Raw genomic sequence first — 16,539 nt, forward strand, 5'->3', positions numbered from 1 at the left:
CGGACCGCCGCACCTCTGCCCGGTCCGTACCCTGGGCCGGTGAGCACCACGACCCTGCGCCCCACGGCGCCCGCCGGCCTGCGCCTGGGCGAGCGTCGGCTGCAGGCGCCCGTCGTGCTGGCCCCCATGGCCGGCATCACCAACTCCGCGTTCCGCCGGCTGTGCCGCGAGCTGGGCGGCGGGGCCGGCCTGTACGTGTCGGAGATGGTCACCAGCCGCGCCCTGGTCGAGCGGACGCCGGAGTCGCTGCGGCTGACCGAGCACCACCCGGACGAGCCGGTCAAGAGCGTCCAGCTGTACGCCACCGACCCCGCGACGGCCGCCGCTGCGGTGCGGATGCTGCTGGCCGAGGACCGGGCCGAGCACGTGGACCTGAACTTCGGCTGCCCCGTGCCCAAGGTGACCCGCAAGGGCGGGGGCGCGGCGCTGCCGTGGAAGACCGACCTGTTCGCCGCGGTGGTCCGCTCCGTGGTGCGGGCCGCGGACGGGCAGGTGCCGGTCACGGTCAAGATGCGCAAGGGGATCGACGAGGACCACCTGACCTACCTCGAGGCCGGCCGGATCGCCGTCGACGAGGGCGCGGCCTGGGTGGCGCTGCACGGGCGCACCGCGGCGCAGCTGTACGCGCCGTCGGCCGACTGGGACGCCATCGCCCGGCTGCGCGACGCGCTGCCCGCCGAGGTGCCGGTCCTGGGCAACGGCGACATCTTCTCCGCCGAGGACGCCGTGGCCATGGTCGCCCGTACTGGCTGCGACGGCGTCGTGGTGGGCCGGGGCTGCCTGGGTCGACCCTGGCTGTTCGCCGACATCGCCGCCGCGCTGGCCGGCAGCGACCAACGCACCCGCCCCGGCCTGGCCCAGGTGCTGGCCGCGTTCCGCCGCCACGCCGAGCTGCTGGCCGAGAACATGGCCGACGAGGCCCGCGCCTGCCGCGACATCCGCAAGCACGTGTCCTGGTACCTCAAGGGCTACCCGGTCGGGCACGAGTCGCGGGTGCGGCTCGCGCTGGTCGACAGCCTGGCCGAGATCGACGAGGTGGTGGCCGGCCTGCCGCAGGACGCGCCGTACCCCGGCGAGGCGGCCGAGGGCCACCGCGGCCGGGCGGGCAGCGCGCGCCCGGTGTCGCTGCCCGAGGGCTGGCTCGACAGCCGCGACCTGGACGCCGAGACGGCCGCCCGGGTCGCGGCGGCCGAGGCGTCGGTCTCCGGTGGTTGAGCGCCCGCCGGGGCTCAGGGACCACCCAGGAGGGCCTGCCACCATGGCGCCCGTGACCCGACGCGCCCCCCGACGACGCCGGGCCCCCCGTCTCGTCGCGGGCCTGCTGGTGCTCACCCTGCTGGCGGTGCTCGCCCTGCCCGCCTTCGTGGCGCTGCGGGTGGTGCAGGTCGCCGGCCGGGACGAGCGGGTCCCCGCCGACGCTGTCGTCGTGCTCGGCGCCGCCCAGCTCGACGGCGAGCCCGGCGCGGTGCTCGAGGCCAGGCTGGAGCAGGCGTTGTCGCTGTACGAGGAGGGCCTGGCGCCGGTGGTGGTCACGACGGGCGGCAACCAGGAGGGCGACCGCACCACCGAGGCCGAGGCCGGTCGCGCCTGGCTGCTGGAGCGGGGTGTGCCCGAGGACGCGGTGGTGGCCGTCGCCGAGGGCGGGGACACCTACGACAGCCTGGTCCCCGTGGCGGCGCTGGCCCGGGACCGCGGCTGGGACGGGGTCCTGCTGGTCAGCGACCCCTGGCACGTCTACCGGACCCGCACCATGGCCGACACGCTCGCGCTGCCCGTGGCCGGCGCCAGCCCGACACGCAGCGGCCCCAGCACCGACGACTCCTCGCGCAAGGTGTCCTACGTCGTGCGGGAGACCGGCGGCGTGCTGGTGCACCAGGCCCGCGTCGTGCTGGACCGCGCCCGCGGCCTGGTCGGCTGAGGGGACCGCCGTGGACGCCGAGGGCTACGACGCGCACGCCAGCGCCCGCTGGGTGGACGAGCCGGCCAAGAACACGCGCCGCACCCCGTTCGCCCGCGACCGGGCCCGGGTGCTGCACGCCTCGGCGCTGCGCCGGCTGGCGGCCAAGACGCAGGTCGTCGGCCCCGACAGCGACGACTTCGTCCGCAACCGGCTGACCCACTCCCTCGAGGTCGCCCAGGTCGGCCGGGAGCTCGGGGCGGGCCTGGGCTGCGACCCCGACGTCGTGGACACCGCCTGCCTGGCGCACGACCTGGGCCACCCGCCGTTCGGGCACAACGGCGAGACCGTCCTGGACGCCGTGGCCGCCGACATCGGCGGGTTCGAGGGCAACGCGCAGACGCTGCGGGTGCTGACCCGGCTCGAGCCCAAGGTGGTCGACGCCGACGGGCGCAGCGCCGGTCTCAACCTGACGCGGGCCAGCCTGGACGCGACCACCAAGTACCCGTGGCTGCGCGGCGAGGGCCCGGCGGGGCCGGAGGCGACCAAGTTCGGCGTCTACGCCGAGGACCTGGACGTGTTCGCCTGGCTGCGCGAGGGCACGCAGCCGGGGCGCCGCAGCCTGGAGGCGCAGGTCATGGACCTGGCCGACGACATCGCGTACAGCGTCCACGACGTCGAGGACGGCGTGGTGGCCGGTCGGCTCGACCTGGGCGTGCTGGCCGACGCCGGCGCGCGGGACGAGGTGTCGGCCACGGCCACCCGCTGGTACCACCCCGACCTGCCGGACGGGGCGGTGCCCGCGGCGCTGGACCGCCTGCGGGCGCTCCCGGAGTGGGTCGAGGGCTTCGACGGCAGCCGTCGGGCGCTGGCGGCGCTGAAGACCATGACCAGCGGCCTGATCGGCCGGTTCGTGCGGGCCGCGGACGAGGCCACCCGGGCGCGTTCCGGCGACGGGCCGCTCACGCGCCACGGGGCGGACCTGGTCGTGCCGGACGGCACCCTGGCCGAGGTCGTCGCGCTCAAGGCCGTCGCCGCGCACTACGTGATGAGCGCCGACGAGCGGCTGCCGGTGTACGCCCAGCAGCAGGAGCTGCTCGCCGAGCTGGTCGACGCGCTGCTGGTGGCCGGCGGCGAGGTGCTCCAGCCGCCGTACGCCGCCGACCTGGCCGAGGCGGCCGACGACGACGCGGTGCTGCGGGTGGTGGTCGACCAGGTCGCCGCGCTCACCGACACCAGCGCCGTGGTCTGGCACCGCAGCCTCGTCGGCTGAGCGGCTCCCGCGAGCGGGAACGTCCAGCGCCTCGGCGTGGTTGGCGGGGTGGGGCCGCAACGGTCCCGAGGCGGTACGCCCGCCCCACCCGACACCACGGAGGACTCATGCCCACGCGCACCGCTCGCACCGCCTGGGACGGCGGCCTGCAGGACGGCTCCGGCCAGGTGGAGCTGTCGAGCTCCAAGGTCGGTACCTACCACGTCTCGTTCCCCAAGCGGGCGGCCGACGACGCCGGCGGCACCACGAGCCCCGAGGAGCTCGTCGCCGCGGCGCACTCCTCCTGCTACGCCATGCAGCTGTCCGCGCTGGTCGCCGAGGCCGGCGGCACGCCGAAGCACCTCGACGTCTCCGCCGACGTGAGCCTCGGCCCGGACCCCGCCGGCGGGTTCCGGCTCACCGGCATCACGCTGACCGTGCGCGGGCAGGTCGACGGCCTGGACGCGGACGGGTTCGCCGCCGCGGCGCAGAAGGCCAAGGAGGGCTGCCCCATCAGCAAGGCCCTCACCGGCGTGGAGATCACCCTGGACGCCGCCCTCGCCTCCTGAGCGGGCGGTACGCCGCCGGCCTGCACGTCGCGGGCGTGCAGGCCGGACCGGTCGTGAGCGACGACGGGGTGCAGGCCGCGGCCGGGCGTGCTCGACTGGGCCATGAGCGAACACGGGACCCGGTACGTCGTCGTCGGAGCCGGGCTGGCGGGGGCGTCAGCCGCCGCCGCGGTCCGCGAGTCGGACCCGGACGCGGTGATCACCGTGCTGGGCGAGGAGCCCCATCTGCCCTACGAGCGGCCGGGCCTGTCCAAGGACTACCTGCAGGGTGACAGCGACGCCGCGGGCCTGGCCGTGCACGACGCCGGGTTCTACGACGACCAGCGCATCACGGTGCGCCCGCAGGTGCGTGTCACCGAGCTCGACCGCGCCGCCCACGAGGTCGTGACCGCCGACGGCGAGCGGATCGGCTACGACCGGTTGCTGCTGGCCACCGGGTCCGCCCCCCGCCGGCTGCCCGTGCCCGGCGCGGACCTGGCCGGGGTGCTCACCCTGCGCACGCTGGAGGACTCAGACGCGGTCAAGGACGCCATCGCCGCCGGCGGGCCCCTGGTCGTCGTCGGGGCGGGCTGGATCGGTCTCGAGGTCGCCTCCGCGGCCCGGTCCGCCGGGGTCGACGTCACGGTGGTCCACGACGCGGCCGTGCCGCTGGAGCGCGTGCTGGGCGAGGCCGTCGGTCGCCGGTTCGCCGACCTGGTCACCGCCGCGGGGGTGACCCTGATCGGCCAGGCCGAGGTCGCCGGCCTCACCGGCACCGGGCACGTGGACGGCGTGCAGCTGGCCGACGGTCGCACCCTGCCCGCCGCGACGGTCGTGCTGGGGGTCGGCGTCAACCCCCGCACCGAGCTGGCCGAGGCGGCCGGGCTGCAGGTGGACGACGGGGTCGTCGTCGACGCGACGTTCCGCACCGCCGACGAGGCCGTCTTCGCGGTGGGTGACGTCGCGCGGGCGCACAACGAGTGGATCGGGGAGGCCGTCCGGCTGGAGCACTTCGCCGCGGCCAGCGACGGCGGGCCCGTGGCCGGTCGGGCCATGGCCGGCCGGGAGGGCGCCCGCTGGGCCGTCCCGCCGTTCTTCTGGAGCGACCAGTTCGGCGTGGGCCTGGAGTACCGGGGCTGGGCGGACCCGGCCCGGCACCACGTCGTCGTCCGCGCCGGCGCCCCGGCGTCGCAGACGGGCACGCCGTGGTTCGCGTTCTGGCACGAGGCGGGCCGGCTGGTGGCGGGCCTGCACGTCGACGGCTGGGACGACGCCGACACGGTCAAGGACCTCGTCAGCAGCCACGCCGTGGTCGACGTGGCCCGGCTGGCCGACCCGGGCGTGCCGCTGGCGGACGTGCGCGCCTAGCACCTGTGGACGACCGCGACCGGTGCACCGGCCGCGTCGACGAGCCCGGCCGGCGCCTAGACTCACCGGGTGGCTGGGCGGATCAAGGACGAGGACGTCGCCACGGTCAAGGAACGCGTCCACCTCGACGAGCTGGTCGGTGACCACGTCGCCCTGCGCCGGGCCGGGTCGGGGTCGCTGAAGGGCCTGTGCCCGTTCCACGACGAGAAGACGCCGTCGTTCCAGGTCCGCCCGCAGGTGGGCCTGTGGCACTGCTTCGGCTGCGACGAGGGCGGCGACGCGATCGCCTTCGTCATGAAGATCGACCACCTGGACTTCGCCGACGCCGTCGAGCGGCTGGCGGCCAAGGTGGGCCTGCAGCTGCGCTACGACGAGACGCCCGGCCGCGGCGGCGGCGCGCCCCGCCCGCCCGCGGGTCAGCGCCAGCGCCTGGTCGACGCCAACGCCGCGGCGGCCCAGTGGTACGCGGAGCAGCTGATGACCCCCGACGCCGCCGTCGGTCGGACCTTGCTGGCCGAGCGCGGCTTCGACCGGGCCGCGGCCGAGCACTTCGGCGTCGGGTTCAGCCCGCGCGGCGGCGAGGAGCTGCTGCGCCACCTGCGGGGCCGGGGGTTCACCGAGGACGAGCTGATGACGTCCGGGCTGGCCGGGCGCAACAGCTCCGGTCGGCTGTACGACCGGTTCCGCGGCCGGCTGATGTGGCCCATCCGCGACGTGACGGGTGACGTGGTCGGCTTCGGGGCGCGTCGGCTGTTCGACGACGACCGGATCGAGGCCAAGTACCTGAACACGGCCGAGACGCCGCTGTACAAGAAGTCCCAGGTCCTCTACGGCGTCGACCTGGCCAAGAAGGACATCGCCCGGGAGCGGCGCCTGGTCGTGGTCGAGGGCTACACCGACGTCATGGCCGCGCACCTGGCCGGGGTGACGACCGCGGTCGCGACCTGCGGCACGGCCTTCGGTGACGAGCACGCCCGCACGACCCGTCGGCTGATCGGCGACGTCAACGCCACCGGCGAGATCATCTTCACCTTCGACGGCGACTCCGCCGGCCAGAAGGCCGCCATGCGGGCGTTCGCGTCGGACCAGCAGTTCGTGGCCCGCACGTTCGTCGCGGTGGAGCCGTCCGGCAAGGACCCGTGCGAGCTGCGCCAGCTCGAGGGCGACGCCGCGGTCCGGGCGCTGGTCGACCGCCGGGTGCCGATGTTCGAGTTCGCCATCCGGTCGACCTTCGCCGCGTTCGACCTGGACACCGAGGAGGGGCGCCTGGCCGGGCTGGACGCGGCGGCGCCCATCGTGGCGGCCATCAAGGACCGGGAGCTGCGCTACCGGTACGCGGTCAACCTCGACCGCTGGTTGGGGTTCCTGGACGAGAAGTTCGTCGTCGGCCGGGTGTCCCGGGTCAGCCGCAACGGCGGCCCGCCCGGGGCAGGTGGACCGCCCGCGGGACCCACCCGGCGCCCGCAGACCCGCGTCGACGCCGACGACCCGGTCGCCACCACCGAGCGGTTCGCGCTGGCCTGCGCCCTGCAGGTGCCCGACCACGTCGGTGCCCAGGTGGACGCCCTCGGCGACGACGCGTTCACCGTGCCGGCCCACCGGGTGGTGCACGAGGCGATCATGGCCGTGGGCGGGGCCACGGGCCGGACCGGCTCGGAGCTGGTGGGCGCCGTGCGTGACGTCGCGCCCAGCGCCGTGGAGCAGCTGATCACGCGGCTGGCGGTCATGGACCTGCCGGCGGGGGAGAAGGAGCTGCCCCGCTTCGCGGTCGGGATGGTGGCCAAGGTCGCCGAGGTCGAGGCCAACCGTTCGGTCATGGACGCGATGAGACGGCTCAACCGGCTCTCGCGCGAGGACGACGTCGAGGCCTACCAGCAGGCCCAGACCGTGCTGGCGCAGGCGCAGGCCCGGCAGCGCTCGCTGCGCGACCGGGCGCAAGGAGGTACGGGACCATGAGGTTGCGAGCGGTGCGTCTGCCGGGCGCGGTGCAGCAGGCGGCCGACCTGCACGACGGTGAGCGGGTGCTGGCGGCGTCGGCGGTCGAGGGTGGCTGGACGTTCGCCACGACGCACGCCCTGCACGTGGTGACCACGCTGGCCGAGGGCGGGGCGCCCGACACCGCGCGGCGGGTGGCCTGGACCGATGTCCGCTCCGCGACCACGGTGCCGAGCGAGCGGCTGCTGGACGTCCGGCTGGTCGACGGCGCCCGGTGGAGCGTCCCGGTCGGCACCCGACCGGGACGGCTGCCGGAGACCGTGCGCGAGCGGGTGCAGAACAGCGTCGTCCACTCGCGCTTCGTCGAGGTGCGGCGGGGCAAGGGCGTGCACGTGGTGGCCCGGCGCACCCCGGAGGAGGACGTGTCGGTCCAGGTGGCCGTGGACGACGGGGTCGACGGGACCACGGAGGACGTCCAGGCCCAGGTGGAGCAGGTGCGGCGCGAGCTGCGGGCCGAGCTGCGGCTGGACGAGCGACGGCGCCCCTCCTGACTGGAGCACGTCCGGCACGGTGCTAATCTCGTTCCCGCCTTGCGTTGCTCGCAGCGCCGGGCACGTTCGATCCCGCCTAGCTCAATTGGCAGAGCATTCGGCTGTTAACCGGAGGGTTACTGGTTCGAGTCCAGTGGCGGGAGCACGACAGGACGGCCCCTTCACCTGCGGAGACGCGGGGGAGGGGCCGTCGTCGTCGGCGGTCCGGACGGGTGAACGGAGCGGGGGCCATGACACAGCGCGGTGCGGCACCTACCGTGTGCGTGTGCCCAGCCTGACCATGCACTTCAGCGGGGGTGACGTGCTCACCCTCAACCTGCTCCAGGACCGTGACGTCGAGGAGATGGCCGAACGGCTGCGCGCTCCCGGGCGCTGGGTCGCGCTGTCGCGCCAGCGCTACGTCCAGACGACGCAGATCGCCTACCTGGACATCCACCTGTCCACCGACGTCTGACGCCGCCCTGAGGCTCGAGCCGGCCGGGCCGCCCGCCGGCGCGGCGGTTCAGCGCTCGGCCGGGACCGGCTCCGCGGGGGTGACGGCGGTCGACAGGCTCGTCAGCTCGCGCGGCACGCCCGGGTCGTGGGCCTTCAGCCGGTGGAAGCAGTGGGGGCACGGCTGGTCGAACCACTGCGCGGGACTGGGCCACCCCTGCCGTGCGCCCCGGCCGGCAGCAGGATCGCAATACCGGCAGTCCGGGCAAGTCCTCACGTGCCGTGACGCTAGTCCTACGCGCGGTTCCGGTCGAGGGTCTGAGGGCCCAGTTGTGGATGGGTCCCCCGGGAGGGTCGGTAGGTTGGTTCGGACGGCTCGCGCCGTCGCGGGGCAGTAGCTCAGTCGGTTAGAGCAGCGGACTCATAATCCGTCGGTCGTGGGTTCAAGCCCCACCTGCCCTACAGGGTGTTTGTCCTGGTCAGAGGCTTGATCAACTTCGGATTCGACGGCCGTTGCGTCCGTTTTGGGGTCCTGGGGGCACATCGGGGGCACAAGCAGGTCCAGGCCGTCGGCCACCGCGTCGAGGTCCGCGTCGAACAGCGCGGCGTACACGTCGAGCGTCATGGCGGCCGAGGCGTGTCCCAGCATCCGCTGCACAGCCTTGACGTTGGCTCCCGCGGAGACCGCCAGCGAGGCCGCGGTGTGGCGAAGGTCGTGCGGGGTGACACCCGTGATGCCAGCCCGTTCGCACGCCGGGTCGAACACCCGCCGCCGCCAATTCCCGATCCGTACCGGCCCACCACGAGGCGAAGTCAGCAGCAGCTCGTCCGCCGCCCGCCCCTCGCAAGCAGCGGCTATAGCCGGGATGACGCTGGACGGGACCGGCACGGTGCGGGTCTGGTGCGTCTTGGGCGAGGAGAAGACCAGCCGGCCCCCGACCTCGGTCACCGACTCCGAGATTGTCAGCCGTCGGCGCGCCAGGTCGATCCGCCCCACCCGCAGCGCCGCGAGCTCACCGAACCGCAGCCCGGTCAGCGCCAGCAGCCGGATGCTCAGCCCGTCGGGGCCGGCGGCCTGGACCAGCTGCACCACCTGCTCGGGCGACAGGAACCGGGGGGTCGTCCGGCGCATCCGGGGGAGTGCGACCTTCAGAGCCGGGTTCCGGTGCAGCCGTCCGTCCCGGACCGCGACCTCGAGAACCAGCGACAGCACCCGGTATGCCTGCCGGACCGTGCCCGCGCCGTGGCCCGCGTCGCTCATGCCCGACACCCAGGCCGCGACGTCCGCGTGCCGGATGGACGACAGCGGCCGGCGACCCCACTTCGGTAGGACGTGCCGGCGCAGCAAGCCCGCGTACCGTTCCCGCGTGGTCGCCTTGAGGTGCCCGAGGCTGTCGAGCCACTGCGTCGACCAGGCCCCGAACGTGATTTGACCCGCTCGCGGGTCGAGGTAGTTCCCCGCGAGCAGGTCGTGCTGGACCGTCGTCAGGTACCGCTCGGCATCCACCCGGCGGCGAAAGGACTTCTTGCGCTGCACCCCGTCGAGGTCGCGGTAGCGGGCCTGCCAGGAAACCACCCCGTCACGGGCGCGCTTCTCAATGCTGGGCACCGTCGTCGCAGTCCTCGCGCAGCCACCGGGCGATCTCCGACGGCCGGTACCGGACGTGGTTGCCCACCCGCAGCCCCACCGGACCCATGCGACGGCTCCGCCACTGGTACAGCGTCCCCACCGGCACGCCGAGGTACGTCGACACCTCCGTGATGCTCCAGAGCCGTTCCGACAGCACCAGCACCTCGTCGGGCTTCTCGACAGTCGTTCTGCCTCGTCCCATGTCCTCGCCTCCTCCCTATGCAGCCTGACCGCTCGGCGGGTTGCTCTGCGGGTTGTCCACAGCCCTGCCCGGTGGCCCTGAGCCGCCGGTGGCGTCGAGCTGCTGTTTCGCGTGCTCGTACTGGGCGCGCCACCGGTTCCGCTCCTGGACGGCGGCGAGGATGGCGCCGGCGTAGTCGGCTTCGGGCATGGGGACGTCTTCCCAGGTGAACCGTGGGGAGCCGTCGTCGAGGACGTGCTCGACGCCGAGCCGGTCGACGTCGGGGGCGTCGATGCCGGCGGCGAGGAGGGTTTCGCGGACGACGGTGGCGCGGTCGGCGCGGTGCTCGGTGAGGGTCTTGCCGGACCACTGCTTGGAGACCTGGACGCGGCGGCCGCCGTAGCCGAGGTTGTCCCGCTCGTGCGCCCGCTTCTCACACGCGCCGGGTTCGAGGCCGGGTAGGCAGTCCTTGGGCTGGATGCCGTAGCGGAGCCAGTTGGCGCATTCCGGGGAGCACGGCAGCCAGCGGACTTCCTCGTGTAGCCGGTCGACGTGCGCCTCGTATGCGGCCCGGCGCGCAGCGGTACGGGCTCGGGCTCGCACGGCCAGGGGGTTCCACTCGTCTCCGTCGTCGAGGTCGGGGTCGTCGGGGGTGAAGGTGTCGGACAGGCTCTTGGTCAGGTACTTGGTCAGGTACCGGATCGTGCGGTCGGCGTCGTCGGACGTGCCGAGGATGCCCTTCACGTCGGCCTGAGCACCGAACCGCATCGTGTGGGCGGCCGGCTGGCCCGGATCGGCGTCGAGCTGGGCGTCGAGGTCGTTCATCGCCTGCTCCCACGTCGGCAGGGCCGTACCGGTCTGGGGGTCGCGGTAGGCGCCGTCGTCCCAGACGGGCAGCCCGGTGCGTTCGTCGTAGACGACGTGGTCGAAGGCGGGCGACCACACCTGCACGTACGTCGCCTTCGTCACCTGGCGCAGCACGTGGCGGGGGATGGCGCCGCGGATGGCGACGTGGATGTGGGGAGCGAGACGCTTCTGTGGCTCGATCGCGGCGAAGTACTGGACTCGGTAGCCCGCGCAGCGGCGGAGGTTCTGGACCCACCGCGCGAACAGCCGGGGCAGGTGGATCGCGTCGAGCGCGGCCCGCCGGTAGTCGTAGGACTCCGGGTCGACCGGCGTCCCCGTGCCGGGAGTGATGCGCCCGTAGGACGGCAGGGTCAGGGTGACGAACATGCTCGGCCTGTAGACCTGCCCGGCGTTGCCGGTGAACGCGCGACCGACGGTGCGGTCCTCCTGCGGGACCCGGGGCAGGTCGGCGGCATCGTCACGGCGGCGGGTCGACCGCACCCGACGCTCACTGTCCCCGGCGGGCAGCTGCGGGTCGTCGATCTCCTCACCCTCGTCAAGGACCGGGTCGTCCTGCCCGTCGGCGGGATCGGTGTCGGGTTCGTCGTCGCGGTGCCAGCCTTCGCGGCACTGTTGCTGCCGTAGCCGGCGGGCCTTGTCCGCACAGGGTGGGCAGACCCGTTCCCGGGTGGACTTGCACGGGATCGGCACCTTGGTCGTGTCGCCGGTCTCGTGATCGACGACCAGGCGCAGCAGGGGGCGGACGCAGACGCCGGCGTGCTCGGCCCACTCCCGCACCATCCGCGAGTCCACCCGCAGGCTCGGGTCATCCGCGACCCGCCGGTCACCGGTAGTCCATACACCCCCGGCGCGCTCGACCGTCGTGGCTCGGGTGAGGGTGGTGGCGCTCATGACGCCAGCGCCTTGCGGTGGACGTGGCGGGCTCTACGGGCCTGCGGTTCGTAGTTCGCGTCGACCTCGGTGTCGTCGAGCTCGGCCAGCAGCTCGATCAGGTCTCCCGTGTAGGCGCCGCCGCGAAACCCGCCGGCCCAGAACCCCGCGCTGGCGTGGGTGTCGTTGGCGTAGCGGCGGCAGTACCCCCGCACCGGGCAGGCGCGGCAGACGCGGGCCATGACCTCGCGGATCTCGTCCTCCACCCGGTGCGGGTCCTCCGTCCACGGCAGATCCGGCCGACGGGCGCACAGGGCTTGGGTCATCCAGCCGTGGTAGATCCCGGCCAGGGCCTGCGGGGTGACCGTGCGTGCAGCGGCACTCATTAGGGCACCGCCGTTCCGGTGCTGGCGCCTGTACGGCTGGTGGAGCCTGGCCGGCCGGGCGTAGCGTCATCAGTCGGGTCGGGTCCCCCCATCCGGCCCTGCTGCCCGTCTTCGCCTGGCTTGCCGGAGCGCCCTTCATTGCGACCGGTCCCCCCATCGGTCGAAGGGCCCGCGAAGACGGGCAGCCCCCTGTCAGCCCCACCGAGCGATGGCGCCGGGTAAGTGCGGCCCAGCTGATCGATCAGCTCGTCCGGCACGTAGGCCGCGCGGGCGCGTTGGGGGTCGGGGATGCCGTCGAGGCGGACGAAGCAGACCCCGGGGGTAGCGAGCGGGATGCGGTCGCAGGCTGCGCCGCGGTGCAGGGCGCCGTCGCCGAGGACCATGTCGACCTGGATCGGCTCGTCCAGGCGAAAGGCGACCCTGACGGCGTGCAGACCGCGCCAGCGCACGACCTCCTTGGACGGGTCGACGGTGGTAGTGATGACGGTGAACCCGACCGCCCGACCACGGGACAGCAGGGCACCAAGTGCGGCCTCAACCCGACGCGCGGTCTTGGAGTCCGCCAGCGCGGTCAAGGTGGCCAGCTCGTCCACGACTACGACCCGGTGGGGGCTGGCCACGGTGGGGGTGTGCTGCCGCGACGTCCCCGCCAGTGCCGCGGCGCGGTGGTCGAGCTCGTCTACGAGCTGGTCGAGGGTGTCGGCCATGTCGTCGATCCGGTCCACCACGTCCGCCAGCGGTCGGGCCGGGGTGGCTTCCATGCCGCCCTTCGGGTCCAGCCACGTCACCCGCACCAGCCCGGCGTGGATCGCGGTTGACAGGCCGGCGACGATCGCCCACAGCAGCGACGACTTCCCCGATCCGGTGGTGCCGGCGATCAGGACGTGGGCGCCACGCAGCTTCAGCCGCCACGAGGACCCGTCCTCGAGAACCCCGACCGACAGCCCCGCCAGCCCTGCGACCACGCCGGCCGGGTCCGTCAGGGTCGGCACGGCGCCGAGGACGAGGGGCCGGCAAAGGGTGTCGGCGCGGGTGATGTCCAACCACACCCACCCCGGCCCCGCCGGCCGCACCCGCACCGCCAGAAGCCCGCCACGCATGAGCGAGGGAGTCACAGGCCGACGCGACGGTGTCCGGGGTGATGCCGGCGGGTAGGGCGATGAGGAGGTGGTCAGTGGCGCCGCTAAACCGGACCCGCCGCAGGTGGGCCACCTCGACCGCCTGTCCCTGCTGGCGCAGCGCGCGGGGGGTGTCGGCCCACGCCAGGACGAGGGAGCCGACGACGCCGGGGTCCTGGCGGCGGTCGGTCACGTACAGCTGGTGCCGCAACGCCAGCGTCTGCCACGACGGGCCGTAGCGGTAGCGGCGACGCCACCAACATCCCCACCAGCGGCCCACCGTCCGGGCGTACGAACGCGGCGCCCGCCACCGCCACAACGAGAGCGTGGCCACGAGCAGCAGGACGGCGACGGCGAGGGCGGCGCGGTCCTGCCAGCGGGACGAGTCCCACCAGATGTAGACCCCGAACGCCAGCAGCCCGCCACCCACGAACGTGCGGAACGGGCGGCGCAGCACGTCGGCCAGGAGCAGCCGGAACACCCACCAGCCGTCCAGCACTAGGCGGACGGCTACGCGCCACGACCGCCCGGCCAACCTGCTGAGGTCGACACCCGGTCGCGCTCCACCGGTTGAGCCGTTCACCGGGCTCGTGGCGGGGGTGGTCGTCTGGCCGGTCATCAGTCGGTGTGGGTTGCTCGGGCGATGTCGAGCAGGTGCTCCCCGACACCCTCGATGAGCTTGAACGCCGACAGCAGGTCCGCGGACATGCCGTCGTCCGGGTAGTCCGAGACCCGACCCATCAGATACGCCACCGCATCCATGACCCGGGACACCTCGGCCGCGGACTTGATGACGTGGTCCCACACCTCCTCGCTCGTGCGGACCCCGAGGTGGCGGGCGAACTCCACCACGTCGGTACGGCCGACCGGCTGCGCGCTCACCGCGCACCACCCGACACGGACCCGGCAGTAGCGATCGCACCGACAGCGCCGTCGGTGGCGGCGCTGACCTGACGTCGTGCGGTGTCCAGAAGCGCGTGCAAAGCGGCCAGGGCCACCCACGCGCGGACCGCGGCCTCGGACAGCTCCGGACACGGCAGGTCGGCCAGCTCGGCGTCCAGCTGCCGCACCCGCTCAGCCAGCTCGTCCGCGTCCCGACAACACACACCCAGCCACCCGGCCAGGTCATCCGTCGAGCCGGCCCCGACCGCGTCGGCCCAGGCGACCGGGTCGACCCGGACCCCGAACGCCTGCGCCATCACCCCCGCCCCGGCCACCTCACGCCGCCTCAGACGACGACTGGCCCGGGCGGCGGACGCCCTGTCCGGCCACCGGGGCGGCAATGGCGTCAGCGAACCAGTTCTCCACGAGCCCACCCGTCTTCGGCGATCGCACCTCGACCCGCAGGCCGTCGAAGCCGATCGGGCCCAGGGCGGTCACGTTGGGCTGGTCCAGGGCCGGCACCGTCACCGACGCCACCACCGACGCCGTCCGGCCGTAGGTGGTCTGCTGGTACATCACCTCCACCCCCCACAGCGGCATCCCCGTCGCCTCGTCCCGCGCCTGCTGCTCCGACGGACGACGACCCCCACCCGGCGCCTCCACCCAGTCGAACCGGGCGTCCACCACCCCCGTCGCCACCATCGGCTGCTTGCTGCTGTCCACCGCATAAGCCGGCATGACCCGCTCCTCTCACTCGCGACCGATCTGGTCGAGTGAGACGGTGAGGCCGTTCGGCGGACATGCCCCGTATACGAGTACTACCCGCACGAAAGTGCGGGTGCGGGCGAGCGCCTGCTCAGTCCGTTGAAGGCTCGGACGACCAGCGCATTGCCCAGGAGGGTGCCGTGACGGCCCGGACGAGAACATCGACATCGAAGTCCTCCGCCAAGTCGAGACCAGTTCCCGAAAGCACAGGCTCGAACACATCGGTACCCGACTGCGGGTCGACGAAGGTCAGCCCACGCTCCCGAAGGCGCCTAACGTGCTCGGCTAGCGCGGGGTGACCGAACAAGTCCTCGTTGATCATGGGGACGGCGACGACCTGCGCTCTGGTGCCGACAGCTTCGCAGAGCAGCCCATGGGCGTAGGTGTCCGCGATCCCCAGGGCCATCTTCGCCGTGCTGTTGAACGTCAGGGGAGCAATGACCCAAGTGTCGGCACGACGGGGATCGGGTTGATGAGGGGACGGTTTCGGGATGTCCCACCCGGAGGCGTTGTCGGTCAGAACCACCGAGACCGTGTAACCAACGGCGGACAGAGCAGCGGCGATGTCCGGCCAACGATGGGCGAGCGGCGCAGCGCACACCACGAGAGTGCAGGACCCGGTCACCGCACCCGTCATGCAAGTCAGTGAAGCAGACCGGCTCGTCCAGCCAGATCTGCCAGGGCTCGGGTCTGACCCTTCGTGCCCCGAGCCAACATCTCCCGGACCATCTCCTGGGTGATCACGTTGAAACGGATGGCGCCCGGCGCGATCCGCTCTGCGTCTAGAAGGTGCAGGGTGGCCTCAGCATCGCGACGTCGCTGTGCGTTCGCCCAGGCCAGGTCGAGATGAACCTGCGCGCGCCGGCTGGCCAGAGCCAGCGGCAAACGTGACGCATCGACGTTCGCCGCCGCCTCGAGAGCACCCCTGGCGTCCCCTAATTCAGCTGAAACGCTAACCCGATGGATCGCGACGTTGGTGGGACCAAAAGCCGTGAAGCCGTAGTTGGCGTCCTGCCCCAGAAGATCCGCGAGAGCTGCAGACCGCGCCAGACGCGACTCCGCCTCAGGGCGGTCGGTTCGTCGGGCCGCGATGACCGCGCCGAGGAGCCACAGGGCGCCGACTGCCGACACCAGTGCGGGGTGGTCGGAGCGCAAGTCCCGGTCCGCGCGATCAGCCATCGCCATGACGACCCGTTCCGCGTCAGCGACACGGTCTCCCCGCAGCAGAGCCGCTGCGACCTGGTACATGGCGAGCGACACGGCCACCTGCGAACCCGTGACGACGGCGACGTTGACGCATCGGTCAGCCGCGACGGTGGCCAGTTCTCCGTCCCCGAGCTTGGTCACAAGTTTCGCAGCCAAGACATAGGCCTCGACGTAGACGAGGGCCGCTTCTCGATCCTCGGGAGGGCTGGCGGCGTGCAGCCGATCTACATCCGTGAGCAGCGATGGCAGGCCTGCTGCCACGTCGGTGTAGTCGGCGGCCTGGTAACTCGCATGAAGGTGGGCGACCGCAGTTCGAAGAGAACCGACCCGAATTGCGGCGCCAGGCGAAACACCGACAGCCGCCTGGTAGCTCGTGAACGCCCTTCGGACGTCATCGAGCGACGTACCTATGTCTGCGCCGTTGGGAGCGTGTCGCCAGGGCGTACCCGTCAAGGAGGCCACGTCGACACCGAGGACCCGCGACAAGTCGAGCAGCACGGTCATGCGATCGACGGAGCGAATACCGCGCTCGACCTGAGACAGCCAAGATTCCGAGCGGCCGACCAGTCCAGCCAACGCGGCCTGGCTCAGTCCGCGGCGACGCCTGTACGTGGCGATCCGACACCCGACGGTTCCTCCGACCATGAGCTA

The 16,539-nt window shown here is 73.1% G+C and carries 18 protein-coding genes and 2 tRNA genes; 10 read left to right on the forward strand and 10 right to left on the reverse strand.

The window, feature by feature from the left end:
* Nucleotides 1–39 precede the first annotated feature (39 nt).
* The 10 genes from dusB to SJY06_RS11850 all read left to right on the forward strand — a co-directional run bounded on the left by dusB (nucleotide 40) and on the right by SJY06_RS11850 (nucleotide 8,445).
* Nucleotides 40–1,215 (forward strand): tRNA dihydrouridine synthase DusB, encoded by a 1,176-nt coding sequence (dusB, locus tag SJY06_RS11805; protein ID WP_380167728.1) that lies wholly within the window; start codon nucleotides 40–42, stop codon nucleotides 1,213–1,215.
* A 52-nt stretch (nucleotides 1,216–1,267) separates the two neighbouring features.
* Nucleotides 1,268–1,918, forward strand: coding sequence for a YdcF family protein (locus SJY06_RS11810; protein WP_380167729.1), 651 nt, complete (start codon nucleotides 1,268–1,270; stop codon nucleotides 1,916–1,918).
* Nucleotides 1,919–1,928: 10 nt separating this feature from the next.
* Nucleotides 1,929–3,170 (forward strand): deoxyguanosinetriphosphate triphosphohydrolase, encoded by a 1,242-nt coding sequence (locus tag SJY06_RS11815; protein WP_380167730.1) that lies wholly within the window; start codon nucleotides 1,929–1,931, stop codon nucleotides 3,168–3,170.
* Between the two features lie 107 nt (nucleotides 3,171–3,277).
* A complete protein-coding gene (locus SJY06_RS11820) occupies nucleotides 3,278–3,718 on the forward strand; it encodes an OsmC family protein (RefSeq protein WP_380167731.1) in 441 nt (146 codons plus the stop codon).
* A gap of 102 nt (nucleotides 3,719–3,820) precedes the next feature.
* Nucleotides 3,821–5,065 (forward strand): NAD(P)/FAD-dependent oxidoreductase, encoded by a 1,245-nt coding sequence (locus SJY06_RS11825; protein WP_380167732.1) that lies wholly within the window; start codon nucleotides 3,821–3,823, stop codon nucleotides 5,063–5,065.
* Between the two features lie 69 nt (nucleotides 5,066–5,134).
* The gene (gene dnaG, locus SJY06_RS11830; RefSeq protein WP_380167733.1) at nucleotides 5,135–7,021 is read left to right on the forward strand and encodes a DNA primase; all 1,887 of its coding nucleotides are present in this window, start codon (nucleotides 5,135–5,137) and stop codon (nucleotides 7,019–7,021) included.
* Nucleotides 7,018–7,551, forward strand: a complete 534-nt coding sequence (locus SJY06_RS11835; protein ID WP_380167734.1) for a hypothetical protein — start codon at nucleotides 7,018–7,020, stop codon at nucleotides 7,549–7,551. The genes dnaG and SJY06_RS11835 overlap by 4 nt, the downstream gene beginning before the upstream one ends.
* Before the next feature lie 70 nt (nucleotides 7,552–7,621).
* Nucleotides 7,622–7,694 (forward strand) — tRNA-Asn (locus tag SJY06_RS11840).
* A 122-nt stretch (nucleotides 7,695–7,816) separates the two neighbouring features.
* A complete protein-coding gene (locus tag SJY06_RS11845) occupies nucleotides 7,817–8,005 on the forward strand; it encodes a hypothetical protein (RefSeq protein ID WP_380167735.1) in 189 nt (62 codons plus the stop codon).
* 366 nt (nucleotides 8,006–8,371) lie between these two features.
* Nucleotides 8,372–8,445: transfer RNA gene (locus SJY06_RS11850), tRNA-Ile, on the forward strand.
* Here the strand turns inward: SJY06_RS11850 and SJY06_RS11855 are convergent.
* The 10 genes from SJY06_RS11855 to SJY06_RS11900 all read right to left on the reverse strand — a co-directional run bounded on the left by SJY06_RS11855 (nucleotide 8,405) and on the right by SJY06_RS11900 (nucleotide 16,533).
* Nucleotides 8,405–9,592 carry a tyrosine-type recombinase/integrase gene (locus SJY06_RS11855; protein WP_380169706.1) on the reverse strand — a complete coding sequence of 396 codons (1,188 nt, stop codon included), beginning with the start codon at nucleotides 9,590–9,592 and terminating at the stop codon, nucleotides 8,405–8,407. The genes SJY06_RS11850 and SJY06_RS11855 overlap by 41 nt on opposite strands.
* Complete coding sequence (locus SJY06_RS11860) at nucleotides 9,579–9,815, reverse strand: helix-turn-helix transcriptional regulator (protein WP_380167736.1); 237 nt, start codon at nucleotides 9,813–9,815, stop codon at nucleotides 9,579–9,581. The genes SJY06_RS11855 and SJY06_RS11860 overlap by 14 nt, the downstream gene beginning before the upstream one ends.
* A 15-nt stretch (nucleotides 9,816–9,830) precedes the next feature.
* A complete protein-coding gene (locus SJY06_RS11865) occupies nucleotides 9,831–11,552 on the reverse strand; it encodes a replication initiator (RefSeq protein WP_380167737.1) in 1,722 nt (573 codons plus the stop codon).
* The gene (locus tag SJY06_RS11870) at nucleotides 11,549–11,917 is read right to left on the reverse strand and encodes a WhiB family transcriptional regulator (RefSeq protein ID WP_380167738.1); all 369 of its coding nucleotides are present in this window, start codon (nucleotides 11,915–11,917) and stop codon (nucleotides 11,549–11,551) included. The genes SJY06_RS11865 and SJY06_RS11870 overlap by 4 nt, the downstream gene beginning before the upstream one ends.
* On the reverse strand, nucleotides 11,917–12,909 hold the full coding sequence (locus tag SJY06_RS11875) for an FtsK/SpoIIIE domain-containing protein (RefSeq protein WP_380167739.1): 993 nt from the start codon (nucleotides 12,907–12,909) through the stop codon (nucleotides 11,917–11,919). The genes SJY06_RS11870 and SJY06_RS11875 overlap by 1 nt, the downstream gene beginning before the upstream one ends.
* Nucleotides 12,910–13,653: 744 nt before the next feature.
* Nucleotides 13,654–13,917: a hypothetical protein gene (locus SJY06_RS11880; protein ID WP_380167740.1), complete on the reverse strand. Its 264-nt coding sequence runs from the start codon at nucleotides 13,915–13,917 to the stop codon at nucleotides 13,654–13,656.
* Nucleotides 13,914–14,252, reverse strand: a complete 339-nt coding sequence (locus tag SJY06_RS11885) for a hypothetical protein (RefSeq protein WP_380167741.1) — start codon at nucleotides 14,250–14,252, stop codon at nucleotides 13,914–13,916. Before SJY06_RS11885 ends, SJY06_RS11880 begins: the two co-directional genes overlap by 4 nt.
* A gap of 1 nt (nucleotide 14,253) precedes the next feature.
* Entirely contained in the window at nucleotides 14,254–14,655 is a 402-nt protein-coding gene (locus SJY06_RS11890) for a hypothetical protein (protein ID WP_380167742.1), read from the reverse strand.
* A 118-nt stretch (nucleotides 14,656–14,773) separates the two neighbouring features.
* Entirely contained in the window at nucleotides 14,774–15,319 is a 546-nt protein-coding gene (locus SJY06_RS11895; protein WP_380167743.1) for a flavoprotein, read from the reverse strand.
* Nucleotides 15,320–15,324: 5 nt separating this feature from the next.
* Nucleotides 15,325–16,533, reverse strand: coding sequence for a helix-turn-helix domain-containing protein (locus SJY06_RS11900; RefSeq protein ID WP_380167744.1), 1,209 nt, complete (start codon nucleotides 16,531–16,533; stop codon nucleotides 15,325–15,327).
* Nucleotides 16,534–16,539 lie beyond the last annotated feature (6 nt).

This window comes from Jannaschia sp. R86511 (genome assembly GCF_042466345.1).
Taxonomy (GTDB): Bacteria; Actinomycetota; Actinomycetes; order Actinomycetales; family JBBAYJ01; genus Aquipuribacter.